Origin of the sequence: Burkholderia sp. AU33423, assembly GCF_002223135.1 — a bacterium.
In the GTDB taxonomy this organism is placed as follows: Bacteria; Pseudomonadota; Gammaproteobacteria; order Burkholderiales; family Burkholderiaceae; genus Burkholderia; species Burkholderia lata_D.
In genome coordinates this window covers 1,923,476-1,948,225 of the sequence record NZ_NKFH01000004.1, presented here as the reverse complement: position 1 = coordinate 1,948,225, position 24,750 = coordinate 1,923,476, and the positions used below count along the sequence as shown (strand labels likewise).

The window sequence follows — 24,750 nt, the reverse complement described above, 5'->3', positions numbered from 1 at the left end:
GGAGCGCCGGCAGCCATGACAGGGAAAACCCGGAAAAGGCCGTCGCGACGAGGGGATAAAACGGGGGAGGATCGAAAGCCGGCGGACGCCGGCTGGCGGGATTTACGCGTCGTTACAAAGCTGACGCGTGCGCGCCGCAGGGTGCGGCGCACACGTCGGTGCAGCGATCAGTCTTCGCGGCGCAGGTGCGGGAACAGCAGCACGTCGCGGATCGTCGGGCTGTCGGTCAGCAGCATCACGAGACGGTCGATGCCGATCCCGCAGCCGCCGGTCGGAGGCATCCCGTATTCGAGCGCGCGGATGTAGTCGGCGTCGAAGAACATCGCTTCCTCGTCGCCTGCATCCTTCTGCTCGACCTGTTTCTTGAAGCGCGCAGCCTGGTCTTCCGGATCGTTCAGCTCGGAGAAGCCGTTCGCGATTTCGCGGCCGGTCATGAACAGCTCGAAACGCTCGGTGATGCCCGGCACCGTATCCGATGCGCGTGCGAGCGGCGACACCTCGACCGGGTAGTCGATGATGAAGGTCGGCTCCCACAGCTGCGCTTCGGCCGTTTCCTCGAACAGCGCGAGCTGCAGCGCGCCGATGCCTGCGTTCAGGAACGCCGGCTGCGATACGTCGACGCCGAAGCGCTTCAGTTCGGTGCGCAGGAACGCGTCGTCCGAGAGCTGGCCGTCGGTGTAGTCCGGCGCGTACTTCTGGATCGCCTGCGTGATCGTCAGGCGGTGGAACGGCTTCGCGAGGTCGAGTTCGCGGCCCTGGTACTGGATCGTCGCGGTGCCGAGCGCATCGATCGCCGCCTGGCGGATCAGTTGCTCGGTGAAGTCCATCAGCCAGCGGTAGTCGGTGTACGCGGCGTAGAACTCCATCATCGTGAATTCCGGATTGTGACGTGGCGACACGCCTTCGTTCCGGAAGTTACGGTTGATTTCGAACACGCGTTCGAAGCCGCCGACGATCAGGCGCTTCAGGTACAGCTCCGGCGCGATGCGCAGGAACATCTGCATGTCGAGCGCGTTGTGATGCGTGACGAACGGCTTCGCGGCCGCGCCGCCCGGAATCGGGTGCAGCATCGGCGTCTCGACTTCCATGAACTCGGCGTTGTCCATGAACTTGCGGATCGACGCGATCGTCTTGGTGCGGGCGCGGAACGTGTCGCGCGTTTCCGGCGTGACGATCAGGTCGACGTAGCGCTGGCGGTAGCGCATTTCCTGGTCCGACAGGCCGTGGAACTTGTCCGGCAGCGGGCGCAGCGCCTTCGACAGCAGGCGCAGTTCCTTGCACTGGACCGACAGCTCGCCCTTGTTGGTGCGGAACAGCACGCCGCGCGCGGCGACGATATCGCCGAGGTCCCACTTCTTGAATGCGTCGTAGGTTTCCGCGCCGACGTCGTTCGGCGTCACGAAGAACTGGATCTGGCCCGAACCGTCCTGCACCGTCGCGAAGCTTGCCTTGCCCATCACGCGCTTGAGCATCATGCGGCCGGCGACCGACACCTCGACCGGGTTCGCTTCAAGCGCGGCCTTGTCCGAATCGGCGAATTTGGCCTGCAGGTCGGCTGCGTGGTGCTCGGGCCGGAAATCGTTCGGGTAGGCGACGCCTTGCTCGCGCAACGCGCGCAGCTTCTCGCGGCGCTCGGCGATGATCTGGTTTTCGTCCGCGGTGACGGCGGGCTGCGTTTGGGTCGGTTCGGTCATGATGGTCGGAATTCGGAGTGGTGCGGCAACGCAAACGGGAAGGGCAAGGGGGCGCGACCCGGCAGGGTCGCGCCGCGGCGCTTACACGCCCTGTTTGAGGCTCGCGCTGATGAAGTCGTCGAGGTCGCCGTCGAGGACGGCTCGCGTGTTGCTCATTTCGACGTTCGTGCGCAGGTCCTTCACGCGGCTCTGGTCGAGCACGTACGAACGGATCTGGTGGCCCCAGCCCACATCGGTCTTGCTCGATTCGAGCTTGTCCTGTTCGGCCTGGCGCTTGCGCATTTCAACTTCGTACAGGCGCGATTTCAGCATCGCCATCGCTTCGGCGCGGTTGCGGTGCTGCGAGCGGTCGTTCTGGCACTGCACGACGATACCGGTCGGCATGTGCGTGATCCGCACCGCGGAGTCGGTCTTGTTGATGTGCTGACCGCCCGCGCCGGATGCGCGGTACGTGTCGATGCGCAGGTCGGCCGGGTTGATCTCGACTTCGATCGAGTCGTCGATTTCCGGGTAGACGAACACCGACGAGAACGACGTGTGGCGGCCGCCCGACGAGTCGAACGGCGACTTGCGCACGAGGCGGTGAATGCCCGTTTCGGTGCGCAGGAAGCCGTATGCGTATTCGCCCGAGACCTTGACCGTCGCGTTCTTGATGCCGGCGACGTCGCCATCGGACTCTTCGAGCACTTCGGCCTTGAAGCCCTTGCGTTCGCAGTAGCGCAGGTACTGGCGCAGCAGCATCGATGCCCAGTCGCACGCCTCGGTGCCGCCGGCGCCGGCCTGGATGTCGATGAAGCAGTTGTTCGGGTCGGCCGGGTTCGAGAACATCCGGCGGAACTCGATGTCGCCCACGCGAGCCTCGAGCTTCGCGGCGTCTTCTTCCGACGCGAGAAGCGTATCCTCGTCGCCTTCCTCGCGGGCCAGCTCGAACAGGTCGAGCGCATCGCGCAGGTCGCTATCGAGCGCGGTGAGCGTCATGACGACGCCTTCGAGCAGCTTCTTCTCGCGGCCGAGCGCCTGGGCGTTCTTCGAATCGTTCCAGACGTTCGGGTCTTCGAGTTCCTTGTTGACTTCGGTCAGACGCGCAGCTTTGGCGTCGTAGTCAAAGATACCCCCGAAGCTCGCCCGCGCGATTGCGCAGGTCGAGCAGGGAGCTTTCGATCGCGTTGAGACGTTCCGCTTCCATGATCGTTCGCTGTTCCGGCTTCGTAAAAAAGCGGAATTATAGCCGATCGGCAGGGTTGCCCGGTGACGCAAACGGTGCCAGCACGTGTGTCGACGGCCCCGTCCGGCGCGGCGCGCACGCGTGCGACGGCGCATCGCGGGACGGTCGGCCGCTCAGCCGGCCGCGTGTTCGACGATCAGCTGGACGCGCGTGACGCCGTTCCACGTGTCGGCGACGAGGCGGTAGGCGACCAGTGCGCTCTCCGGCAGCGGCTCCGTGTGGTTGAACCAGATCGCGTTGAAGCGCTGCCGGCCGCGCGCCAGTTGCAGCTTCAGGTGCTTTTCCTTCACGAGCGACTGCGACACGACGTCGAATTCGCCCGAGAAAAGCGGGGCCGGAAAACCTTGGCCCCAGACGGCCTCGTCGAGCAGCCCGACGAACTGCGGCGTGAAGTACGCATCCTCGAGTTCGCCGTCGGTCTCGATCACACGCGCGAGCGCGTCGTCGGACAGCCATTCGCGCGCGACGGCTTCGAACGCGGCCGCGAAGCGCGGCACGTTCTCGGTGTCGAGCGTGAGGCCGGCCGCCATCGCGTGGCCGCCGAACGCGACGATCAGGTCCGGTTCGCGTTTCGACACGAGGTCGAGCGCGTCGCGCAGGTGGAAGCCGGGAATCGAGCGGCCCGACCCCTTGACCCGCTTGCCTTCGTCGTCCGCGTGCGCGAACGTGAACGACGGGCGGTGGAATTTTTCCTTGAGCCGGCCGGCGACGATGCCGATCACGCCCTGATGCCACTCGGGGTTGAAGAGGGTGATCGTGCACGCGTCGGCCGGGTCGACGTCGGCGAGATCGGCGAGCGCCTGCTGCTGCATGCCGGCCTCGATCTCGCGGCGTTCGCGGTTCATCACGTCGAGCTGCTGCGCGAGATCCCATGCGCGGCCGATGTCGTCGGTGATCAGGCACTCGATGCCGAGCGACATGTCGGACAGCCGTCCGGCGGCGTTCAGGCGCGGGCCGAGGCCGAAGCCGAGGTCGAAGCCCGATGCCGTGCGCGCTTCGCGGGCGGCGGCGCGGAACAGCGCGGCGATGCCCGGCTGCATGCGGCCGTTGCGGATGCGCTGGAGTCCCTGGGCGACGAGCACGCGGTTGTTGCCGTCGAGCCGTACGACGTCGGCGACGGTGCCGAGCGCGACGAGGTCGAGCAGGCCGTCGAGCCGCGGCTCGGCTTCCTTGCTCGCGAACGCGCCGCGGCGGCGCAGCTCGGCGCGCAGCGCGAGCAGCACGTAGAACATCACGCCGACGCCGGCGAGGTGCTTGCTCGGGAACGCGCAGCCGGGCTGGTTCGGGTTGACGATCGCGCGCGCGGCGGGCAGCGCGTCGCCGGGCAGGTGGTGGTCGGTCACGAGCACGTCGATGCCGCGCGCGTTCGCGGCTTCGACGCCCGTGACGCTCGCGATGCCGTTGTCGACGGTGATCAGCAGGTCGGGCTTGCGCGCGGCGGCGAGTTCGACGATCTCGGGCGTGAGGCCGTAGCCGTATTCGAAACGGTTCGGCACCAGGTAGTCGATCTGCGCGCCGAACATCCGCAGGCCGCGCACCGCGACCGCGCACGCGGTCGCACCGTCGCAGTCGTAGTCGGCGACGACGAGCAGGCGCCGCTTGTCGGCGATCGCGTCGGCGAGCAGCGACGCCGCGTCGGCGCAGCCTTTCAGCTCGGTGGGCGGAACGAGTCGCGCCAGCGCGGTCTCGATGTCGGCGGGGGACTGCACGCCGCGCGACGCGTACAGGCGCGCAAGGACGGGATGCAGGCCGTGGCGCGCGAGCACTTCGGCGTCGGCGGGCGCGACGGGGCGGGTAACGATCCGGGTCATACGGGGTCTGCTTTGTTATTCGAACAGGGAGGCCAGCGCGCGGCGGCGCCAGAACTTGCGCAGGTCGCCACGCGTCGCGTGCAGCGTCACGGAACTCGTATCGCCGCACAGCGTGAAATCGACGCTCGCGAGCTCGCCGTTCTGCAGCGCGGCAAGGGTCGGCGCGAACCAGTCGCGCTCGAGCGCGGCGAGCCCGTCGTGCCAGCGCGCCCAGTCCTGCTCGATGAACGGGGTGGTCAGCGCCGGCAGTTCGACGAGCGTCGCGCCATCGGCGGCGGCCAGCGCGCCGAACGCGGCCGGCGGCGCGCCGGCGTCGGCTTGCGCGGCGCGCGCGAGGCCGAGCGCCGCAGGCGACGCGGACAGCACGCGCGCGAACGGCTTGCCCACCGGCTTCAGCGTGCCCTGCGCATGGAACCAGATCGAATTGACGGCCGGCAGGCCACGCGCCTCGCGGGCCTCGTTGACCGGATGCTGGAACCACGCCATCTGCACTTCGTTCTGCAGCTTCATCCACATCCGCGAGCGCTCGCCCGTATGGGCTTCGTGCGGCAGCCAGATCTCGATGTTGCGGCCGCTCGCGCGCAGCGGCGCGGCGCCGGCGAGGCGGGCGAGCTGCTCGCTCGACAGGTACCAGCGTGACGGGTTCGGCGCCTCGAGCCGGACGCCGAGCTCCTCGATCAGCGGCCGCGCGACCGCGAGCAGCGCGGCGGCGTCGCCTTCGTCGAGTGCGAGGGCCGCCGGATCGACGAGTACCAGGTGATCGTGCGCGATTTCGACGTGGACGGGCTCGACGCAAGCCCACGCGTGCGCGCCGGGATCGCCGCCGTCGGCCAGCAGCATGTAGGGCGCGAGCGGCGCCTCGTCCGCGGCGTTGCCCTGGGTTGCGCCGAACTGGCGGGCCAGCCAGCGCTCGTGCGGCAGCGTGCGCTGGAAGTCCTCGCCGGCCACGCGCTCGACGAGGCTGGCGCGGGAGAGCAACTTTTCGAGCGCGGGGCTGTCCAGCGTGTGCAGGGACGAGGCCGCATCGGCCGCCGACGGCAGCGCGAACGGAACGAGAAAATGGAGGCGTCGGTCGTGCATGATGGTGCGCATTGTATGGCAAACTGCGCGCGTGATCGGGCCGGCTGACGGCCCGTTCGCGTCCGGCGGCCGTTTTTCGACCGTGCCCGGGCCGGTGGCCGCCACCGGGCGGCGGTCCGGCCGCGGGGCGCCTCCCCGCCGTAACCAGCAGAAAGGATTCGCTTGAAACTTCCGTACGAATGGCAGATCGGCTGGCGCTACACGCGCGCCGGCAAACGCACGACCGGTAACGGCTTCATTTCCTTCATCGCACTCGTGTCGATGCTCGGGATCGCGCTCGGCGTCGCGGCGCTGATCGTCGTGCTGTCGGTGATGAACGGCTTCCAGAAGGAAGTGCGCGACCGCATGCTGTCGGTGCTCGCGCACGTCGAGGTGTTCTCGCCGACCGGCTCGATGCCCGACTGGCAACTAACCGCGCAGGAAGCGCGCCGCAATCCGTCGGTGATCGGCGCGGCGCCGTACGTCGACGCGCAGGCGCTGCTTACCCGCCAGGACGCGGTGAGCGGCGTGATGCTGCGCGGCGTCGAGCCGACGCTCGAGCCGCAGGTGTCGGACATCGGCAAGGACATGAAGGCGGGCCAGCTCGGCGCGCTGGTGCCGGGCCAGTTCGGTATCGTGCTCGGCGATGCGCTCGCGGGCAACCTCGGCGTGACGGTCGGCGACAAGGTCACGCTGGTCGCGCCGGAAGGGTCGATCACGCCGGCCGGCATGATGCCGCGGCTGAAGCAGTTCACGGTCGTCGGCGTGTTCGAGTCCGGGCACTACGAATACGACAGCACGCTCGCGATGATCAACATCCGCGACGCCGAGGCGCTGTTCCGGATGGCCGCGCCGACCGGCGTGCGGCTGCGGCTGAAGGACATGCAGAAGGCGCCGGACGTGGCGGTCGAGCTGTCGCATACGCTGTCGGGCAGCCTGTACATCCGCGACTGGACCCAGCAGAACAAGACGTGGTTCTCGGCCGTGCAGATCGAGAAGCGGATGATGTTCATCATCCTCACGCTGATCATCGCGGTGGCGGCGTTCAACCTCGTGTCGTCGCTCGTGATGACGGTGACCAACAAGCAGGCCGACATCGCGATCCTGCGCACGCTCGGCGCGCAGCCGGGGTCGATCATGAAGATCTTCGTCGTGCAGGGCGTGACGATCGGCTTCGTCGGCACGGCGTCGGGCGTCGCGCTCGGCTGCCTGATCGCGTGGAGCATCCCGTGGCTGATCCCGATGATCGAGCACCTGTTCGGCGTGCAGTTCCTGCCGCCGTCCGTGTACTTCATCAGCGAGCTGCCGTCCGAACTCGTCGCGAGCGACGTGATCCGGATCGGGCTGATCGCGTTCGCGCTGTCGGCGGTCGCGACGCTCTATCCGAGCTGGCGCGGCGCGAAGGTGAAGCCGGCGGAGGCGCTTCGCTATGAATGATCGCGCGACCGCATTCGCGGATTCACGACAACACAACAAACAGGATTCGGCAGGTATGCAGGAATACGTGCTTCAGGCGCGCGGGATCACGAAGGCGTTCGTGCAGGGCGGCTTCAACGTGCAGGTGCTCAACAACACCGAGCTGACGGTGCGGCGCGGCGAGAAGCTCGCGGTCGTCGGCGCGTCGGGTTCCGGCAAGAGCACGCTGCTGCACGTGCTGGGCGGGCTCGACGAGCCGAGCGCGGGCGAGGTGTCGCTGCTCGGCAAGCCGTTCACGCAGCTCGCCGAGCGCGAGCGCAACGAACTGCGCAACCGCGCGCTCGGCTTCGTCTACCAGTTCCACCACCTGCTGCCCGAGTTCACCGCGCTCGACAACGTCGCGATGCCGCTGCGCATCCGCCGGATGACGACCGAGGACGCGCGCGAGCAGGCACAGGCGATGCTCGAACGCGTCGGTCTCGGCCCGCGTGCGAAGCACCGCCCGGGCGAGCTGTCGGGCGGCGAGCGGCAGCGTGTCGCGATCGCGCGTGCGCTGGTCACGAAGCCCGCGTGCGTGCTCGCCGACGAGCCGACCGGCAACCTCGACGGCACGACGGCCGATATGGTATTCAACCTGATGCTCGAATTGTCAGAGACGCTCGAAACGAGCTTCGTGATCGTCACGCACGATCCCGATCTCGCCGCGCGCTGCGACCGCATCATGCGGCTGCGCGACGGCGTGCTGCACGAGGAGCCGGCGCTGCCGGTGTAAGAAGCGAACGCGCTTGGCCTGCTGCCGGGGTGGTCCCGGTGCGGCGCCAGCGCGCAGGACTGCCGCCATGTGGATCGACACGCACTGCCATCTCGATGCCGCCGAGTTCGACGCCGACCGCGACGCGGTCGCGCACGCGGCGCGCGCGGCCGGCGTGTCGCGCATCGTGATCCCGAGCGTCGGGCGCGACAACTTCACGACGGTGCGCGAACTCGCGCAACGCACGCCGGGCGCGGTTTACGCGCTCGGCATCCATCCGATGTATACGCCACGCGCACGCGACGAGGATCTCGACCTGCTGCGCATGGAGATCGAGGCGAGCCTCGACGATCCGCGCTTCGTCGCGATCGGCGAGATCGGGCTCGACTATTTCGTGCCGGGGCTCGACGAAGACCGGCAGCAGTTCTTCTACCAGGGGCAGCTCAAGCTCGCGCGCGAATTCGACCTGCCCGTGCTGTGCCACGTGCGCAAGTCGCAGGATCGCGTGCTCGCCGGGCTGCGCCGTTTCGGCGTGCGGCGCGGCATCGCGCATGCGTTCAACGGCAGTTTCCAGCAGGCCGAAGCGTATCTCGCGCACGGGCTGCATCTCGGCTTCGGCGGCAACGTGACCTTCACGCGCGCGCTGCAGATCCGCCGGCTCGCGGCACAGTTGCCGCTCGAGGCGATCGTCGTCGAGACGGACGCACCCGACATCGCGCCCGAATGGGCGTACAAATCCCGCAACACGCCCGACCAGGTGCCGCGCATCGGCGACGTGCTCGCCGAACTGCGCGGGATCGACGCCGGCGCGGTGTCCCTATGCACTTCGGCTAACGCGCTCGCCGCGCTGCCGCGACTCGCACTTTCGTCCGCATAATCGTTGCCCTGAGGCGCCGCATGCTCGATGGTGGCGCCGGGTCGACGAGGAGGGGCGATGCGCGTGTGGTGGATCGCGTTCGCGCTTGGCGTGGTCGTACTGCAGCGGCAGGCGGCGTTGCCGGGGGCGCTCGCATGGACGATCGGTGCGGCAGTGCTCGCGGGCTGCGCGGTGTTGAGCGTATGGGGCATGCGTCGCCAGCGTACGCGGACGACCGTCGCATTCGGATGGATGCTGTGCGCGCTCGTGGCCTGCGTCGTCGGGTTCGGCTATGCAGCCGCGCGGGCCGAATGGCGGCTGCGCGACAGCCTGCCCGTCGAGTGGGAAGGGCGCGACATCGTCGTCACCGGGGTGATCCGCGGGCTGCCCGTGGTCGACGAGACAGGCGCGCGGCTGCTGTTCGCGGTCGAGTCGAACGATGCGGGGCTGAGCCGTTTCCCGCCGTTGATCCGGCTGTCGTGGCGCGCTTATGGCGCATCGGTGACACGCGATCCACTTCCCGACCTGCGCGCCGCGCAGCGCTGGCGTTTCTTCGTACGCCTGAAGCGCCCGCATGCCGAGGCCAATCCCGGCGTGCGCGACAGCGAGGCGGCATGGCTGGCCGCGGGCATTCGCGCGATCGGCTATGTCAGCGCGCCCCGGCGGGCGGAATTACTCGATGAACGCGCATCGGGATGGCGTGCGTCGATCGATCGGCTGCGCGACGCGCTGCGCGCGCGTATCGGCGAGTCGCTCGGCAGCGACGCGGGCCACCGCGGCATCGTCGCCGCGCTCGCGATCGGCGACCAGTCGGGCATCGGCGACGACGACTGGCGCGTGCTGCGCAACACGGGCACGAGCCACCTCGTCGCGATTTCCGGCCTGCATGTCGGGCTCGTCGGCGCGATCGCGGGCGGGCTCGTATCGATAGTCTGGCGCCGCCTGCGCTGGCGCGCGCGGGCCGCGCCGCTCGTGTTGCCGGCACCTTACTCGGCCGCGCTCGCCGCACTGGCAGCCGCGGGCGGCTATGCGGCACTCGCCGGCTTCAACGTGCCGGCGCAGCGCGCATGGTGGATGATCGCGGCCGGCGGCGTCGCGTATCTGGCCGGGCGCCGCGTGCCGACGTCCGCCGTGCTGTGCGCGTCGCTCGGCGGCGTGCTGCTTGCCGACCCGTGGGCCGTGCTGTCGGCCGGATTCTGGCTGTCGTTCGGGGCGGTCGCGGTGATCTTGCTGGTCGTGGCCGGCTGGCGTGCCGCGCGTGAGGCCGGTGCCGAAGGCGAGGAGGGCGACGGCACGGCCGGCCTGTCGAGCCGGTTGCGCGCGTGGAGTGCACGCGCCGGGCGCCGTATCGCCGAGGCCACGCGCGTGCAGTACGCGGTGACGATCGGTCTCGCGCCGCTCACTGCCGCATGGTTCGCGCAGATATCGCTGTCGGGCCCGTTCGGTAATGCGTTCGCGATTCCGTGGGTTAGCTCGGTCGTGACGCCGATCGTGCTGGCCGGCATCGCGCTGCCCGCGCCGCTCGATGCGTATGCGTTCCGGCTTGCGCATGCGGCGCTCGAACCGATGATGACGCTGCTCGGATACCTCGCCGACTGGCCGGCCGGCGTGTTCTGGCTGCGCATGCCCGACTGGCCGGTGCTGGTGCTGGCCTGCGTGGGCGTCGCATGGGCGCTGATGCCGCGCGGCTGGCCGTTACGCTGGGCGGCCCCGCTCACGTGGCTGCCGCTCGTCGCGCCGGCATCTGATGCGCCCCCGCCGGGCGGCTTCCGGCTGACCGTGCTCGACGTCGGGCAGGGCGCGTCGGTGCTGGTGGAGACCGCGCGGCGCACCTTGCTGTTCGATGCGGGGCCGGGCGCGGAGTCGACCCACGCCGGCGCGCGGATCGTTGCGCCGGCGTTGCGTGCACGCGGCATCGCGGCGATCGATTCGCTCGTGCTCAGTCACGCGGATGCCGATCACGCGGGCGGCGCGCCGGCCGTCTATGCGGCTGCCGACGTGCGCCAACTGCTGGCCGGCATTGCGCCGAACAGCCGGCTGTGGCGCGACGCCGCGGCCGCCGGCGTTGCCGACCGGCTGCCGTGCGTGGCCGGGCAGCGCTGGACCTGGGACGGCGTCGCGTTCACGATGCTGTGGCCGCAGGGCGGCCCGGGTGCGGGTACCTCGAACGGGCAGTCGTGCGTGCTGCGCATCGATGCGGGCAATACGTCCGCGCTGCTGACGGGCGACATCGAGGCGCGCGCAGAACGCGAGCTCGTGGCCGCCGCGCGCGACGCGCTGGCCGCGCAGATCCTGGTCGTGCCGCACCACGGCAGCCGCACGTCGTCGGTCGAGCCTTTCCTCGATTCGGTCGGGCCGCGCGTCGCGGTATTTCCTGTAGGCTATCGCAATCGTTTCGGACATCCGCACCGGACGGTTCTCGCCCGTTACGAGGCGCGCGGGATCCCGCTGCCGCGCACCGATCGCGACGGCGCCGTGCGGTTCGACGTCGCGCCGGCCGACGGCGGGTTTGCCTTCGAGCGTCATCGCGACGTTTGGCGACGGTACTGGATGGATCGGTGAGCGCGGCGAAAGCCGGCGTATCAATAAGATGGCCCGGGAGCCGCGCTCGATGCCGAAGCATGGGCCCGGCAGAACGCGAAGCATGGGACCGGAGAAGTTGCTGAAGCACTGACTCCGGCCGACCGCGAAGCATGGGACGAGAGTAAGTGCTAAAGCGACTAACTCTTGTCGACCGCGAAGCATGGGACCGGAGTAGGCGCTGAAGCGCCAACTCCGGTCGACAAAGGAGACATCGGCGTTTGAAGGACATCCTCCACTTCTCGCATGCGAACGGCTTTCCGGCATCGACGTACCGCACGATCTTCGCCGAACTGGCCGACGACTACGAGCTGCGCTACATCGAACGGATCGGCCACGACCGCCGCTACCCGGTGACGCGCGACTGGCCGCATCTCGTCGAGCAACTGCTCGACGACATCGGCAGCCGCTACGAGCGTCCCGTCTGGCTCGTCGGCCATTCGCTCGGCGGCTACCTGTCGCTGATGGCCGCGCTGAAGAAGCCGCAGTGGGTACGCGGCGTCGTGATGATCGATTCGCCGATCATCGCGGGCTGGCGCGCCGGCGCATTGCGCGCGAGCCAGTGGGCGGGGCTCGACGAGCGGCTGTCGCCGGCTGCCGCGACGCGCAACCGGCGTACACACTGGGTAAGCCGTGACGAAGCCTGGCGGCACTTCCGCGAGAAACCGGCGTTCGCCCGCTGGGACGAACGGATGCTGGCCGACTACATCGACTACGGGATTCCGCAGGCCGGCGCCAACGGCGAGCGCTCGCTCGCGTTCGACCGGCAGGTCGAATACCTGATCTACCGGACACTGCCGCACACGCTCGGCCCGCGGCTCGCGCACGGCGCGCCGGTGCCGCTCGGCTTCCTCGCCGGGACGCGTTCGCGCGAGGTGCGCCAGGTCGGGCTCGATGCGACACGCCGCGCGGCGCGCGGCCGCGTCGAATGGCTGGAAGGCAGCCACCTGTTTCCGATGGAGCGGCCGCTCGAGACCGCCCGCGCATTGCAGCGGATGCTGAATTCGCTGAGGGCGGCCGAGGGCGATGTGTCGCGTGCCGTCACCCCGCTCGCGAAGCGCGCCTGACGCACGGTTCGGCGGCCGGGGGCCGCCTCCGGCACGCGCGGTTGCACCGGCCGGCGGGCGGCTTCGCCCCGGCGAGCACGGCTGATGCGGGGCGGCGCGAAAGGGCGCGATCATCACGCCAATTGCTGAGAGAAGGGCGGGCTTTACGGTATAATCCGTTTTTCCCGCGAGCATCCAGCGATGACCAAATATGTTTTCGTCACCGGCGGCGTAGTTTCTTCCCTCGGCAAGGGTATTGCCGCCGCCTCTCTCGCCGCGATCCTCGAATCGCGCGGTCTGAAAGTCACCCTCCTCAAACTCGATCCGTACATCAACGTCGACCCCGGCACGATGAGCCCGTTCCAGCACGGCGAAGTGTTCGTGACGGAAGACGGAGCGGAGACCGACCTCGACCTCGGCCACTATGAGCGCTTCATCAGCACGAAGATGCGCAAGGCCAACAACTTCACGACCGGCCAGATCTACGAATCGGTGATCCGCAAGGAACGCCGCGGCGACTATCTCGGCAAGACCGTGCAGGTCATTCCGCACATCACGAACGAAATCCAGGCGTTCATCGAGCGCGGGGCCGCGTCGGCCACCTGCGGTGAGCCGGATGTCGCGATCGTCGAGATCGGCGGCACGGTCGGCGACATCGAATCGCTGCCGTTCCTGGAAGCCGCGCGCCAGATGAGCCTGCGCCTCGGCCGCAACAGCGCGTGCTTCGTGCACCTGACGCTGGTGCCGTACGTCGCGACGGCCGGCGAGCTGAAGACGAAGCCGACCCAGCACAGCGTGCAGAAGCTGCGCGAGATCGGCATCCTGCCGCACGTGCTGCTGTGCCGTGCGGACCGCCGCATTCCGGACGACGAATCGAAGAAGATCTCGATGTTCTCGAACGTGCCGGAAGACGCCGTGATCTCGGTGTGGGACGCCGACAGCATCTACAAGATTCCGCAGATGCTGCACGACCAGGGCCTCGACCGCATCATCTGCGAGGAACTGAAGCTGTCGCCGAAGGACGCCGATCTGACCATGTGGTCGGCGCTCGTCGAGAAGCTCGAGAACCCGAAGCACGAAGTGACGATCGGCATGGTCGGCAAGTACGTCGACCTGACCGAGTCGTACAAGTCGCTGATCGAGGCGCTGCGCCACGCATCGCTGCACACGTCGACCAAGGTCAACATCGAATACATCGACTCGGAAGAGATCGAGACGAACGGTGTCGACAGCCTGAAGCATCTCGACGCCGTGCTGGTGCCGGGCGGTTTCGGCCGTCGCGGCACGGAAGGCAAGATCGCGGCGATCCGCTATGCGCGTGAAGCCAAGGTGCCGTATCTCGGCATCTGCCTCGGCATGCAGCTCGCGGTGATCGAGTTCGCGCGCGACGTCGTCGGCCTGAAACAGGCGAACAGCACGGAATTCGAGCCGGACACGCCGGAACGCGTGGTCGCGCTGATCACCGAGTGGTACGACCGCGACGGCAAGGTCGAGACGCGCACCGAGGAATCCGATCTCGGCGGCACGATGCGCCTGGGTTCGCAGCGCTGCCCGATCAAGCCGGGCACGATGGCGGAAGAGATCTATGGCAAGGACGTGAACGAGCGCCATCGCCACCGTTATGAAGTCAATAACCGCTTCGTGCCCCAGCTCGAAGCCGGCGGCCTTATCATCAGCGCCCGTACCCCGAGCGAGGATCTGCCGGAAATGATGGAACTGCCGCGTTCGATGCACCCGTGGTTCGTCGGCGTCCAGTTCCACCCGGAATTCACGTCCACGCCGCGTGACGGTCATCCCCTCTTCAAGTCGTTCGTCGAAGCTGCGCTTGCCAACAAGCAAGCGCGCGGAGTGTAAGCATGAAGCTGTGCGATTTCGAGGTCGGTCTCGACAAGCCTTTCTTCCTGATCGCGGGTACCTGCGTCGTCGAATCGGAGCAAATGACGATCGACACGGCGGGCCGCCTGAAGGAAATCTGCGCGAAGCTGAACATTCCGTTCATCTACAAGTCGTCCTACGACAAGGCGAACCGCAGCTCGGGCAAGTCGTTCCGTGGCCTCGGAATGGGCGAGGGCCTGCGGATCCTGTCCGAGGTGAAACGCCAGCTCGGCCTGCCGGTGCTGACCGACGTGCATTCGATCGAAGAGATCGAGCAGGTCGCGTCGGTCGTCGACGTGCTGCAGACGCCGGCGTTCCTGTGCCGCCAGACCGATTTCATCCATGCGTGCGCGCGCTCGGGCAAGCCCGTCAACATCAAGAAGGGCCAGTTCCTCGCGCCGCACGACATGAAGAACGTGATCGACAAGGCGCGCGACGCCGCCCGTGAAGCGGGACTGTCGGAAGACCGCTTCATGGCGTGCGAGCGCGGTGTCTCGTTCGGCTACAACAATCTCGTGTCGGACATGCGTTCGCTCGCGATCATGCGCGAGACGAACGCGCCGGTCGTGTTCGATGCGACCCACTCGGTGCAGCTGCCGGGCGGGCAGGGCACGAGCTCGGGCGGCCAGCGCGAATTCGTGCCGGTGCTCGCGCGCGCGGCAGTCGCGACGGGCGTCGCGGGCCTGTTCATGGAGACGCACCCGAATCCGGCCGAAGCAAAGTCGGACGGCCCGAACGCGGTGCCGCTGAACCGGATGGGTGCGCTGCTGGAGACCCTCGTCACGCTCGACCAGGCGGTGAAGCGCAATCCGTTCCTGGAAAACGATTTCAATTAAAGATCGAATGAACCTTGCGACGGCTTCGCGCGTCAGTAGCGAAAGCGGTTCAGGCGCGCGCGCCGTCGCAGTTTGAAGAATCCATCGTCATTCTCAGAGGAAACCCATGAGTGCAATCGTAGATATCATCGGCCGCGAGATTCTGGATTCGCGCGGCAACCCCACCGTCGAATGCGACGTGCTGCTCGAATCGGGCACGATGGGCCGCGCGGCGGTGCCGTCGGGCGCGTCCACCGGCTCGCGTGAAGCGATCGAACTGCGCGACGGCGAAGCCGGCCGCTACAACGGCAAGGGCGTGCTGAAGGCAGTCGAGCACATCAACACCGAAATCTCCGAAGCCATCATGGGCCTCGACGCGTCGGAACAGGCGTTCCTCGACAAGACGCTGCTCGAGCTGGACGGCACCGACAACAAGTCGCGCCTCGGCGCGAACGCGATGCTGGCCGTGTCGATGGCCGTCGCGAAGGCAGCCGCCGAAGAGGCCGGCCTGCCGCTGTACCGTTATTTCGGCGGTTCGGGTGCCATGCAACTGCCGGTGCCGATGATGAACATCGTCAACGGCGGCGCGCACGCGAACAACAGCCTCGACATCCAGGAATTCATGATCGTCCCGGTGAGCCAGCCGACGTTCCGTGAAGCCCTGCGTTGCGGCGCGGAAGTGTTCCACGCACTGAAGAAGATCCTGAGCGACCGCGGCATGAGCACGGCAGTCGGCGACGAAGGCGGCTTCGCTCCGAACTTCGGCAGCAACGACGAGTGCCTGTCGACGATCCTGCAGGCGATCGAGAAGGCCGGCTACCGTGCCGGTGAAGACGTGCTGCTCGCACTCGACTGCGCGGCATCCGAGTTCTACCACGACGGCAAGTACCAACTCGCGGGCGAAGGCCTGCAACTGTCGTCGGCCGAATTCACCGACTACCTCGCGACGCTCGCCGACAAGTTCCCGATCGTGTCGATCGAGGACGGCATGCACGAAAGCGACTGGGAAGGCTGGAAGCTGCTGACCGACCGCCTCGGCAAGAAGGTGCAGCTGGTCGGCGACGACCTGTTCGTCACGAACACGCGCATCCTGAAGGAAGGCATCGAGAAGGGCATCGCGAACTCGATCCTCATCAAGATCAACCAGATCGGTACGCTGACCGAAACGTTCGCGGCAATCGAAATGGCGAAGCGTGCAGGCTACACGGCCGTGATCTCGCACCGTTCGGGCGAAACGGAAGATTCGACGATCGCGGACATCGCGGTCGGCCTGAACGCCGGTCAGATCAAGACGGGTTCGCTGTCGCGCAGCGACCGCATCTCGAAGTACAACCAGCTGCTGCGCATCGAGGAAGATCTCGGCGACATCGCAAGCTACCCGGGTAAATCGGCTTTCTATAACCTGCGCTAACGCGCTACTATCGGGTTCGTCATATCGACGCCGCTCTGTGCATGTGCGCGGAGCGGCGCTTCTTATATCTGCGGTTCTTACATGCGGCTTGTCACTGTCGTCCTGATTGCCTTGCTGGCGCTCATTCAGTACCCCCTATGGTGGGGACACGGCGGCTGGCTGCGGGTGCATGAATTGCGTCAGCAGCTCGACGACCAGCTCCAGAAGAACGCGGACGAGAAGCTGCGCAACGAGCGCACCGCTGGTGAAGTGCAGGATCTGCAGGGCGGCACGGCGGCCATCGAGGAGCGCGCGCGCTACGAGATGGGCATGGTGAAGGACGGCGAGGTATTCGTGCAGTTCGTGTCGCCGAATGCGCCTGCTGTACCGCTGAACAACACGCCGTCGAATACGTCGACGCGCGGCGCCGTGTCCGCGGCACCGGTGCGTGTCGTGCCGAATCCGCAGTCGATTGCGAAGCCGTCGCGGCATCATGGCGGCGACAAGGGCAAGGCCGCGCATCACTGAGCACGGTAGCTCGAACCCATTGAAAAAGCGCGGGAAATGCCGCGCTTTTTTATTTCCTGCCGGTAGTCAATCGGCTGAGCGATGCACGCTCACCACCACCATCCCGGGTAGCCGTAGCTGATGCCCGAGCCCCAGCGATTGCCCCATCCGCCGTAATACCCGCCGTAGACCGTCACCGGCGGCGGCGAGTAATAGGCCCAGGCGCGCGCGGCGGCCTCGGCTGCCATCGCGCTGTTCTGTTCGCGCAGCACCTGCTGGTCGATCTCGTCATAGCGCTTGCGTTCGGCGCTCGACAGCACGGGCGGCTGGCCGCCCGATGCGCCGGGTTCGGGCAGGCGGCTCAGGATCGTGGAAGTCGGCGGCGGCATCGCGCAGCCGGCCAGCGCGAGCGTGCCGGCGGCAACGCTCGTCAGGACGATGATGCGGAACGGACGATGAAGCGGGCGATTCATGTGTTTCTCCTGCAGCGCGCCGACGACGGGAAGCGGCTTGCGCCGAAGTGCGTGACTTCGGCGCGGGAGCCTTGCGTGCGACGCTCGTGCGTCCATTATGCGCCCGTGCCCGGACGACGGGCATCGGGCCACTGATCAATGACGCTGCTCGGTCGCGGGCGCGATGCCCGTCTCGACGCCGGGTGCCGCGAACAGCTGCGCGACATCGACCGGATCGAATTCATAGCGCTGGTTGCAGAACTCGCAATGAATCTCGACATGGCCGCGCTCGACGATCACGCTGTCGACTTCTTCACGGCCGAGCATGCGCAGCATCGCGCCGACCTTCTCGCGCGAGCACGAGCACTGGAAACGCGTGCCGGCCGGTTCGAAGTGCTGCACGTTTTCCTGCCAGAACAGCCGGCGGAACACGACTTCCGGTTCGACTTCGAGCAGTTCCTGTGCGGACAGCGTGCCGCCGAGCGTGCAGACGCGCTCCCACGTATCGGTATCGGTTTCGGCGTTACGCGGCACGATGCCGCCGTCGCCCGGCAGCTTCTGCAGCAGCATGCCGACCGCGCGGTCGCGATCGGCCGCGAGCCACATCCGCGTGTCGAGCTGCTCCGAGTGATGCATGTAATGCTCGAGTACCTGCGAGACGGATTCGAGCGGGCCGTCGACGCCGTTCAGCGGCACGATGCCCTGGTACGGCTGCTGGCCCGGCAGCTTGTCGGCCGGGTCGAGCGTGATCACGCAACGGCCGTGGCCGCTCGCATTGACGAGCGATGCGAAGCTGGTGTCGTCGCCGATCGTCTGGGCTGAGTCGCCGGCGAACTTCGCGGTGGCCCGCATCGACAGATCCGAACCGCACTGGACGACCAGCATCTGGACCGGCCCGTCGCCGAAGATCTGCATGATCAGGGTGCCGTTGAATTTCAGGTTCGCGGACAGCAGCGCGCACGCGGCCATCATCTCGCCGAGCACCGTGCGCACCGGGGCAGGGTAGTCGCGGCGGGAGAGCACTTCCTGCCACGTATTGCGCAGCGAAACGATCTCGCCGCGCACGGGCGCCGCATTGAACATGAATTTCTGTAACTGGTCGCTCACTCTTCTTCCTTGAAATCCGTGCGAATCACCCGATCCGCACGAGTTGCTCCTTGAAATGCGCACGCCGCTCGACGTACGTCTTCGCGTTCGTGCGCAGCCGCGCAATGTCTTCCGCCGACAGCTCGCGCACGACTTTCGCCGGTGCGCCGAGAATCAGCGAGTTGTCCGGGAACGTCTTGCCTTCCGTCACGACCGCGCCGGCACCAACCAGACAGTTGCGGCCGATGACCGCTCCATTCAAGACCACCGCCTGGATACCGACCAGTGAACCCTCGCCGATCGTGCAGCCGTGCAGCATGGCCTGGTGCCCGATCGTCGCGTTTTCGGCAATCGTCAGCGGAAAGCCGGGGTCCGTGTGCAGAACCGCGCCTTCCTGGACGTTGCTGCCTGCACCGACGGTGATCGTCTCGTTGTCGCCGCGAATCGTCGCGCCGAACCAGACGCTCGCGTTCTCCTCGAGCACGACCTTGCCGATGATGGCCGCCGTATCGGCGACGAATACGCTTTCGTGGATCGTCGGGGCTGTATCGCCCAGCTTGTAGATCGTCACGGAGTCTCCTTGTCTCTTCGATGAAGGGCGCCGGTAGAATGGCGCGTCTGGTTTGCCCGGCGCATGCGCCGCGGAACAATCGCCTATTGTAAACCGTCGCGTGCGTGCGCTCCCGCGATGCGCACGCAGGGTGTCCCCGTTTATGAGCATGGAGTCTTCTTCTTTCGGCAATGCGTCTGCCTGCGTGCGCCGCACCGCGCTGGCCGCGCTGCGTGACGCCGAACCCGCGGCCAAGGCCGCCCAGGTGCGCGCGCTCTACGACGCACTGCGGGCCGGGCAGGCGGCGATCGCGCCGTCGCTCGAAGTCCCCGAACCGGCCGATCTGCCCGGCCGGCCGACGCGGCCGCCGCTCGTCGAGCCGCGCCAGCTCGAGCGACGCAGCATGCGTTCGCCGGAAGGGCGCGCCGTGCTGCTGCACGCGCTTGCCCATATCGAGTTCAATGCGATCAACCTGGCGCTCGACGCGGTCTGGCGCTTCACGGGCCTGCCGGCCCCGTTCTACGCGGACTGGCTGAAGGTGGCGGCCGAGGAGGCCTATCACTTCACGCTGCTGTCCGACCGCCTGGCGGCTTTCGGGCATGCGTACGGCGATTTTCCCGCGCACAACGGTCTGTGGGAGATGTGCGAGCGAACCAAGGGCGATGTGCTGGCGCGCATGGCGCTCGTACCTCGCACGCTCGAGGCTCGCGGGCTCGATGCATCACCGCCGATCCGCGCGCGGCTCGTGCAGGCGGGCGACGATGCGTCGGCTGCGATCCTCGATGTGATCCTGCGTGACGAAATTGGCCATGTCGCGATCGGCAACCGCTGGTTCCGGCATCTGTGCGACGAAGCCGGCCGCGATCCGGTGCCGACCTACCGGCAGCTCGCCGAGCAATACCACGCGCCGCGGCTGCGCGGCCCGTTCAATTTCGATGCGCGCCGCGATGCCGGATTCGAGCAGGCCGAACTCGACGAACTGGCCGCGCAGGACGTGGCGGACAGCAACGCGCCACGCTAGCCGGCTCGCGTTCGGCCGCGCGTCGACTGCCGCCAGCCGACCCGGGTGCCCGGGACAGGGCGCGTCCCGGCGGCCGCTGGCTTATGCGCGCCGCTAGAGCGGCGCCTCGATTGCCGGACGCCGGAAAGAGGGCGTCGCCGCTATAATCGAACGATCATTCTTTTTTCTGGCGGCTGCAATGAGTGCCTCGAGTTCTGTTTCCGATTTCGTCACGGTGCGCGGCGTCCAGCTGCATGTCCGGCGCTGGGGCCGGCCCGATGCGCCCACGCTGTTCATGCTGCACGGCTGGATGGACGTCGCGGCGTCGTTCCAGTTCGTTGTCGATGCGCTCGCGGGCGACTGGCAGGTGGTCGCACCCGATGCGCGCGGTTTCGGGCTGTCCGACTGGCCGGTCGCGCGACAGGGCGGCGGCCACTACTGGTTCCACGAGTATCTGGGCGACCTCGATGCACTCGTCGACCACTATGCGCCGACCGGCGAAGTCAACCTGGTCGGGCACAGCATGGGCGCGAACGTCGTGTGCCTGTATGCCGGCGCGCGGCCGGAGCGCGTGCGGCGCGTGGTCGATCTCGAGGGTTTCGGGCTGGCGCCCGCGCGAGCCGAACAGGCGCCGCGCCGGTTGCGCGGCTGGCTGGACGAGTTGCGTGAACCGCCCGTGCTGCGCCCTTACGCATCACTCGACGACGTGGAGGCGCGCCTGACCAAGACCAATCCGCGGCTTGACCCGCGCCGTGCGGCGTTCCTTGCCGCGCACTGGTCGAAGCGCGGCGACGACGGCCAATACCACCTGCTGGCCGACCCGGCGCACAAGATGCCGGGCCCGCTGCTGTACCGGCTCGACGAAGTGATGGCCACCTGGGCGCAGGTGCGCGCGAAGGTGCTGCACGTCGAAGCCGTCAATTCGCCGACGCTGGCCCACATCGCGGGCGACATCCCGCTGCCGGAATTCAAGGCGCGCTTCAACGCGTTCCCCGACTGGCGCGAGAAGCTCGTCGAGGATGCCGGCCACATGGTGCATCACGACCAGCCCGAGCAGATCGCGGCGCTGATCGAGGCGTTCTGCGCGTAAGCGCGCGGCGGCAGCGGCGGGGCACGCGGACGGCGCATTGCCGCGTTGCAGTAGAATGAAGCCTTACCTGCCATGCCGACAATGAACGCCGATCTCCACTGCCATTCGAATGTTTCCGACGGGTTGCTGCCGCCTGCCGACGTCGCGCGCCGCGCCCATGCCGGCGGCGTGACCCTGTGGGCGCTGACCGACCACGACGAGATCGGCGGCCAGGCAGCGGCGCGCAGCGAAGCGGAAGCGCTCGGCATGCGCTACCTGAGCGGCGTCGAGATTTCGGTCACGTGGGCGTCGCGCACCGTGCACATCGTCGGTCTGAATGTCGATCCCGCGAATCCGGTGCTGGTCGACGGCCTGTACCGCACGCGCCACGGCCGCGCGGCGCGCGCGGTGGCGATCGGCGAGCAGCTTGCCACGCTCGGCATTCCCGGTGCGTACGAAGGTGCGTTGACGTATGTGTCGAATCCCGACCTGATCTCGCGCACGCACTTCGCCCGCTTCCTCGTTGAAAACGGCCACGCGACGTCGACGTCCGACGTGTTCGATCGGCTGCTCGGCGACGGCAAGCCCGGGTTCGTCCCGCACCGCTGGGCGACGCTGCCCGATGCCGTCGCGTGGATTCGGGCGGCCGGCGGCGAAGCCGTGGTCGCGCATCCGGGCCGTTACCGCTATACGCCCGTCGAATTCGACGCGTTCTTCGGCGAGTTCATCGATCTGGGCGGTCGCGCGATCGAGGTCGTCACGGGCAGCCACGCACCCGACCAGTACCGCGAATATGCGGACGTCGCACGCCGCTTCGGCTTCGAAGCGTCGCGCGGCTCGGATTTCCATGCGCCAGGCGAGGGCCGTGTCGAGCTCGGCAGCCTGCCGCCGCTGCCGCCGGACCTGACACCGGTCTGGGAACGCTGGCTCTGACACCGGGCGGCGGCCTGCCACCTGCGTTGCTGCGGCCGCGCGCACCCGACTTCTCCCCCTTTACGACCCCCCATGTCCCAGTTCTTCAGGATTCACCCGGAAAATCCGCAGCCGCGCCTGATCAAGCAGGCCGTGGAAATCGTCAGCAAGGGCGGCGTGATCGCGATGCCGACCGATTCGAGCTATGCGCTCGCGTGCCATCTCGACGACAAGGACGCGGTCGAGCGCGTGCGCCGGATTCGCGGCCTCGACGAGAAGCAGCACCTGTCGCTGCTCGTGCGCGACCTGTCGGAGCTCGCCAACTTCGCGATGGTCGACAACCGCCAGTACCGGCAGATCAAGTCGGTGACGCCGGGCCCGTACGTCTTCATCCTGCAGGCGACGAAGGAAGTGCCGCGCCGGCTGTCGCACCCGTCGCGCAAGACGATCGGGCTGCGCGTGCCCGATCATGCGATCACGCTCGCGTTGCTCGAATCGCTCGGCCAGCCGCTGCTCGGCACGACGCTGATCCTGCCGCCGGACGACGAGCCGCTCAACGATCCCGAAGAAATCCGCGAGCGGCTCGAGAAACAGGTCGACCTCGTGATCGACGGCGGCGCATGCCCGCGCGAGCCGTCGACCGTGATCGACCTGACCGGCGACGAGCCCGAACTCGTGCGCGCGGGGCGCGGCGCGCTCGAGCCGTTCGGACTCTCGGCCGCGTAAGCGCGCCGTTCCATTTTTTGCGCGAGTGCGCTTGTTACAATAACGCGATATGGATGCTTCCCTGATACAGACCATCGCCGTCTATGCGCTGCCCGTGATCTTCGCGATCACGTTGCACGAGGCCGCGCATGGCTACGCCGCCCGCCTGCTCGGCGACAATACCGCCTACATGATGGGGCGCGTGTCGTTCAACCCGATGCGTCACATCGATCCGCTCGGCACGATCGCGATCCCGCTCGCGATGTATTTCCTGACGGGCGGCGCGTTCCTGTTCGGCTATGCGAAGCCGGTGCCGGTGTCGTTCGGCAACCTGCGCGATCCGCGCTGGGGCAGCCTGTGGGTATCGCTCGCAGGCCCGGCCTGCAACTTCGTGCAGGCGCTGATCTGGGGTGTGCTGACCCTCGTGCTGCCCGCCGTCGGCATCGACGAGCCCTTCTTCACGCGGATGGCGTTTGCCGGCGTCAGCGCGAACCTCGTGCTCGGCGTGCTGAACCTGTTTCCGTTGCCGCCGCTCGACGGCGGCCGCATCCTGGCGGCGCTGCTGCCGACGAAGCAATCGATCGCGCTGTCGCGCATCGAGCCGTACGGTTTCATCATCGTCCTCGTGCTGGTCGCGACGGGCGTGCTGACGAACTTCTGGCTGCGCCCGCTCGTCAACGTCGGCTACGCCGTCCTGAGCGCCATCCTGTCCCCATTCGCCTCGCTTCTCTAACGACAATCATGTTCCCTGAACGTATTTTCTCCGGCATGCGACCCACCGGGTCGCTGCACCTCGGTCACTACCACGGCGTGCTGAAAAACTGGGTGAAGCTGCAGTCCGAGTACCCGTGCTTCTTCTGCGTCGTCGACTGGCATGCGCTGACGACGCACTACGAGACTCCCGAGGTCATCGAGAAGAACGTGTGGGACGTGCTGATCGACTGGCTCGCATCCGGCATCGATCCGGCGCAGGCCACGCTGTTCATCCAGAGCAAGGTGCCCGAGCACGCCGAACTCGCGCTGCTGCTCGGCATGAGCACGCCGCTCGGCTGGCTCGAACGCGTGCCGACCTACAAGGAGCAGATGGAGAAGCTGAAGGACAAGGACCTGTCGACCTACGGCTTCCTCGGCTACCCGGTGCTGATGGCGGCCGACATCCTGCTGTATCGCGGCTCGCTCGTGCCGGTCGGTGAAGACCAGGTGCCGCACGTCGAGATGACGCGCGAGATCGCGCGCCGCTTCAACTACCTGTACGGCCGCGAGCCGGGCTTCGAGGAGAAGGCGCTCGATGCCGCGAAGAAACTCGGCGGCAAGCGCGCGAAGCTCTATCACGAGCTGCGCAACGCCTATCAGCAGGAGGGCGACGACGAGGCGCTCGAACAGGCGCGCGCGATGCTGCAGGAATCGCAGAGCCTGTCGATGAGCGACCGCGAGCGCCTGTTCGGCTATCTCGAAGGCGCGCGCAAGATCATCCTCGTCGAGCCGCAGGCGCTGCTGACCGAAGCATCGCGGATGCCGGGCCTCGACGGGCAGAAGATGTCCAAGTCGTACGGCAACACGATCGGCCTGCGGGAAGACGCCGAGACGATCACGAAGAAGGTCCGCACGATGCCGACCGATCCCGCGCGCGTGCGCCGCACGGATCCGGGCGACCCCGACAAGTGCCCGGTGTGGCAGCTGCATCAGGTCTATACCGACGAAGCGACGCACGACTGGGTGCAGAAGGGCTGCCGCTCGGCGGGCATCGGCTGCCTCGACTGCAAGCAGCCGGTCGTCGAAGGCATCCTGCGCGAACAGCAGCCGATGCTCGAACGCGCGCAGAAGTACATGGACGATCCGTCGCTGCTGCGTGCGATCGTCGCGGACGGTTGCGACAAGGCGCGCAAGTACGCGACGGAAACGATGCGCGACGTGCGCGACGCGATGGGCCTGTCGTACAACTGATCGACCG

22 protein-coding genes are annotated in these 24,750 nt (G+C 67.5%); 15 read left to right on the top strand and 7 right to left on the bottom strand.

Translation table 11 applies throughout. The features are described 5' to 3' along the window. Positions 1-167: 167 nt before the first annotated feature. From lysS to CFB50_RS11770, 4 genes are all read right to left on the bottom strand, one after another. The gene (gene lysS / locus CFB50_RS11785) at positions 168-1,694 is read right to left on the bottom strand and encodes a lysine--tRNA ligase (protein WP_043190322.1); all 1,527 of its coding nucleotides are present in this window, start codon (positions 1,692-1,694) and stop codon (positions 168-170) included. A gap of 81 nt (positions 1,695-1,775) precedes the next feature. Further along, positions 1,776-2,880 (bottom strand): peptide chain release factor 2 gene (gene prfB / locus CFB50_RS11780; RefSeq protein WP_144020649.1). Its coding sequence is split into 2 segments (ribosomal slippage): positions 1,776-2,798 and positions 2,800-2,880, totalling 1,104 coding nucleotides; the frame shifts between segments, so codons are not numbered across the junction. Between the two features lie 152 nt (positions 2,881-3,032). Next, positions 3,033-4,730: a single-stranded-DNA-specific exonuclease RecJ gene (gene recJ / locus CFB50_RS11775; protein ID WP_089445937.1), complete on the bottom strand. Its 1,698-nt coding sequence runs from the start codon at positions 4,728-4,730 to the stop codon at positions 3,033-3,035. Between the two features lie 15 nt (positions 4,731-4,745). Further along, on the bottom strand, positions 4,746-5,810 hold the full coding sequence (locus tag CFB50_RS11770; RefSeq protein ID WP_089446094.1) for a regulator: 1,065 nt from the start codon (positions 5,808-5,810) through the stop codon (positions 4,746-4,748). A gap of 162 nt (positions 5,811-5,972) precedes the next feature. Between CFB50_RS11770 and CFB50_RS11765 the strand changes: the two genes are divergently transcribed. The 9 genes from CFB50_RS11765 (at position 5,973) to ftsB (ending at position 17,046) form a co-directional block, all read left to right on the top strand. Continuing rightward, complete coding sequence (locus tag CFB50_RS11765; protein ID WP_043190315.1) at positions 5,973-7,226, top strand: lipoprotein-releasing ABC transporter permease subunit; 1,254 nt, start codon at positions 5,973-5,975, stop codon at positions 7,224-7,226. Next, positions 7,219-7,977, top strand: a complete 759-nt coding sequence (gene lolD / locus CFB50_RS11760; RefSeq protein ID WP_373452949.1) for a lipoprotein-releasing ABC transporter ATP-binding protein LolD — start codon at positions 7,219-7,221, stop codon at positions 7,975-7,977. Before CFB50_RS11765 ends, lolD begins: the two co-directional genes overlap by 8 nt. Positions 7,978-8,044: 67 nt before the next feature. Continuing rightward, positions 8,045-8,833 (top strand): TatD family hydrolase, encoded by a 789-nt coding sequence (locus CFB50_RS11755; protein ID WP_089445935.1) that lies wholly within the window; start codon positions 8,045-8,047, stop codon positions 8,831-8,833. Between the two features lie 57 nt (positions 8,834-8,890). Continuing rightward, a complete protein-coding gene (locus CFB50_RS11750) occupies positions 8,891-11,374 on the top strand; it encodes a DNA internalization-related competence protein ComEC/Rec2 (RefSeq protein ID WP_089445934.1) in 2,484 nt (827 codons plus the stop codon). A gap of 239 nt (positions 11,375-11,613) precedes the next feature. Then, positions 11,614-12,459 (top strand): alpha/beta fold hydrolase, encoded by an 846-nt coding sequence (locus CFB50_RS11745; RefSeq protein WP_089445933.1) that lies wholly within the window; start codon positions 11,614-11,616, stop codon positions 12,457-12,459. Positions 12,460-12,639: 180 nt separating this feature from the next. Beyond that, positions 12,640-14,292, top strand: a complete 1,653-nt coding sequence (locus CFB50_RS11740; protein WP_089445932.1) for a CTP synthase — start codon at positions 12,640-12,642, stop codon at positions 14,290-14,292. A gap of 2 nt (positions 14,293-14,294) precedes the next feature. Continuing rightward, on the top strand, positions 14,295-15,149 hold the full coding sequence (gene kdsA / locus CFB50_RS11735) for a 3-deoxy-8-phosphooctulonate synthase (RefSeq protein WP_089445931.1): 855 nt from the start codon (positions 14,295-14,297) through the stop codon (positions 15,147-15,149). Positions 15,150-15,255: 106 nt separating this feature from the next. Beyond that, positions 15,256-16,539 (top strand): phosphopyruvate hydratase, encoded by a 1,284-nt coding sequence (gene eno / locus CFB50_RS11730; RefSeq protein WP_011352544.1) that lies wholly within the window; start codon positions 15,256-15,258, stop codon positions 16,537-16,539. Between the two features lie 81 nt (positions 16,540-16,620). Next, positions 16,621-17,046, top strand: coding sequence for a cell division protein FtsB (gene ftsB, locus CFB50_RS11725; protein ID WP_046546044.1), 426 nt, complete (start codon positions 16,621-16,623; stop codon positions 17,044-17,046). 89 nt (positions 17,047-17,135) lie between these two features. Here the strand turns inward: ftsB and CFB50_RS11720 are convergent, their stop codons facing one another. The 3 genes from CFB50_RS11720 to CFB50_RS11710 all read right to left on the bottom strand — a co-directional run bounded on the left by CFB50_RS11720 (position 17,136) and on the right by CFB50_RS11710 (position 19,134). After that, a complete protein-coding gene (locus tag CFB50_RS11720) occupies positions 17,136-17,498 on the bottom strand; it encodes a hypothetical protein (protein ID WP_069249327.1) in 363 nt (120 codons plus the stop codon). A 135-nt stretch (positions 17,499-17,633) separates the two neighbouring features. Then, positions 17,634-18,584, bottom strand: a complete 951-nt coding sequence (gene hslO, locus CFB50_RS11715) for an Hsp33 family molecular chaperone HslO (RefSeq protein WP_089445930.1) — start codon at positions 18,582-18,584, stop codon at positions 17,634-17,636. Positions 18,585-18,609: 25 nt separating this feature from the next. Beyond that, entirely contained in the window at positions 18,610-19,134 is a 525-nt protein-coding gene (locus tag CFB50_RS11710; protein ID WP_089445929.1) for a gamma carbonic anhydrase family protein, read from the bottom strand. Between the two features lie 142 nt (positions 19,135-19,276). Between CFB50_RS11710 and CFB50_RS11705 the strand changes: the two genes are divergently transcribed. From CFB50_RS11705 to CFB50_RS11680, 6 genes are all read left to right on the top strand, one after another. Then, the gene (locus CFB50_RS11705) at positions 19,277-20,134 is read left to right on the top strand and encodes a ferritin-like domain-containing protein (protein ID WP_089445928.1); all 858 of its coding nucleotides are present in this window, start codon (positions 19,277-19,279) and stop codon (positions 20,132-20,134) included. A gap of 178 nt (positions 20,135-20,312) precedes the next feature. Then, the gene (locus CFB50_RS11700; protein WP_089445927.1) at positions 20,313-21,203 is read left to right on the top strand and encodes an alpha/beta fold hydrolase; all 891 of its coding nucleotides are present in this window, start codon (positions 20,313-20,315) and stop codon (positions 21,201-21,203) included. An 81-nt stretch (positions 21,204-21,284) separates the two neighbouring features. Then, positions 21,285-22,115, top strand: a complete 831-nt coding sequence (locus CFB50_RS11695) for a 3',5'-nucleoside bisphosphate phosphatase (RefSeq protein ID WP_179254183.1) — start codon at positions 21,285-21,287, stop codon at positions 22,113-22,115. A 72-nt stretch (positions 22,116-22,187) separates the two neighbouring features. Beyond that, the gene (locus tag CFB50_RS11690; RefSeq protein WP_089445925.1) at positions 22,188-22,820 is read left to right on the top strand and encodes an L-threonylcarbamoyladenylate synthase; all 633 of its coding nucleotides are present in this window, start codon (positions 22,188-22,190) and stop codon (positions 22,818-22,820) included. A gap of 49 nt (positions 22,821-22,869) precedes the next feature. After that, positions 22,870-23,532, top strand: coding sequence for a site-2 protease family protein (locus CFB50_RS11685; RefSeq protein ID WP_039364721.1), 663 nt, complete (start codon positions 22,870-22,872; stop codon positions 23,530-23,532). An 8-nt stretch (positions 23,533-23,540) separates the two neighbouring features. Continuing rightward, positions 23,541-24,743: a tryptophan--tRNA ligase gene (locus tag CFB50_RS11680; RefSeq protein WP_011352534.1), complete on the top strand. Its 1,203-nt coding sequence runs from the start codon at positions 23,541-23,543 to the stop codon at positions 24,741-24,743. The last annotated feature ends 7 nt before the right edge of the window (positions 24,744-24,750 follow it).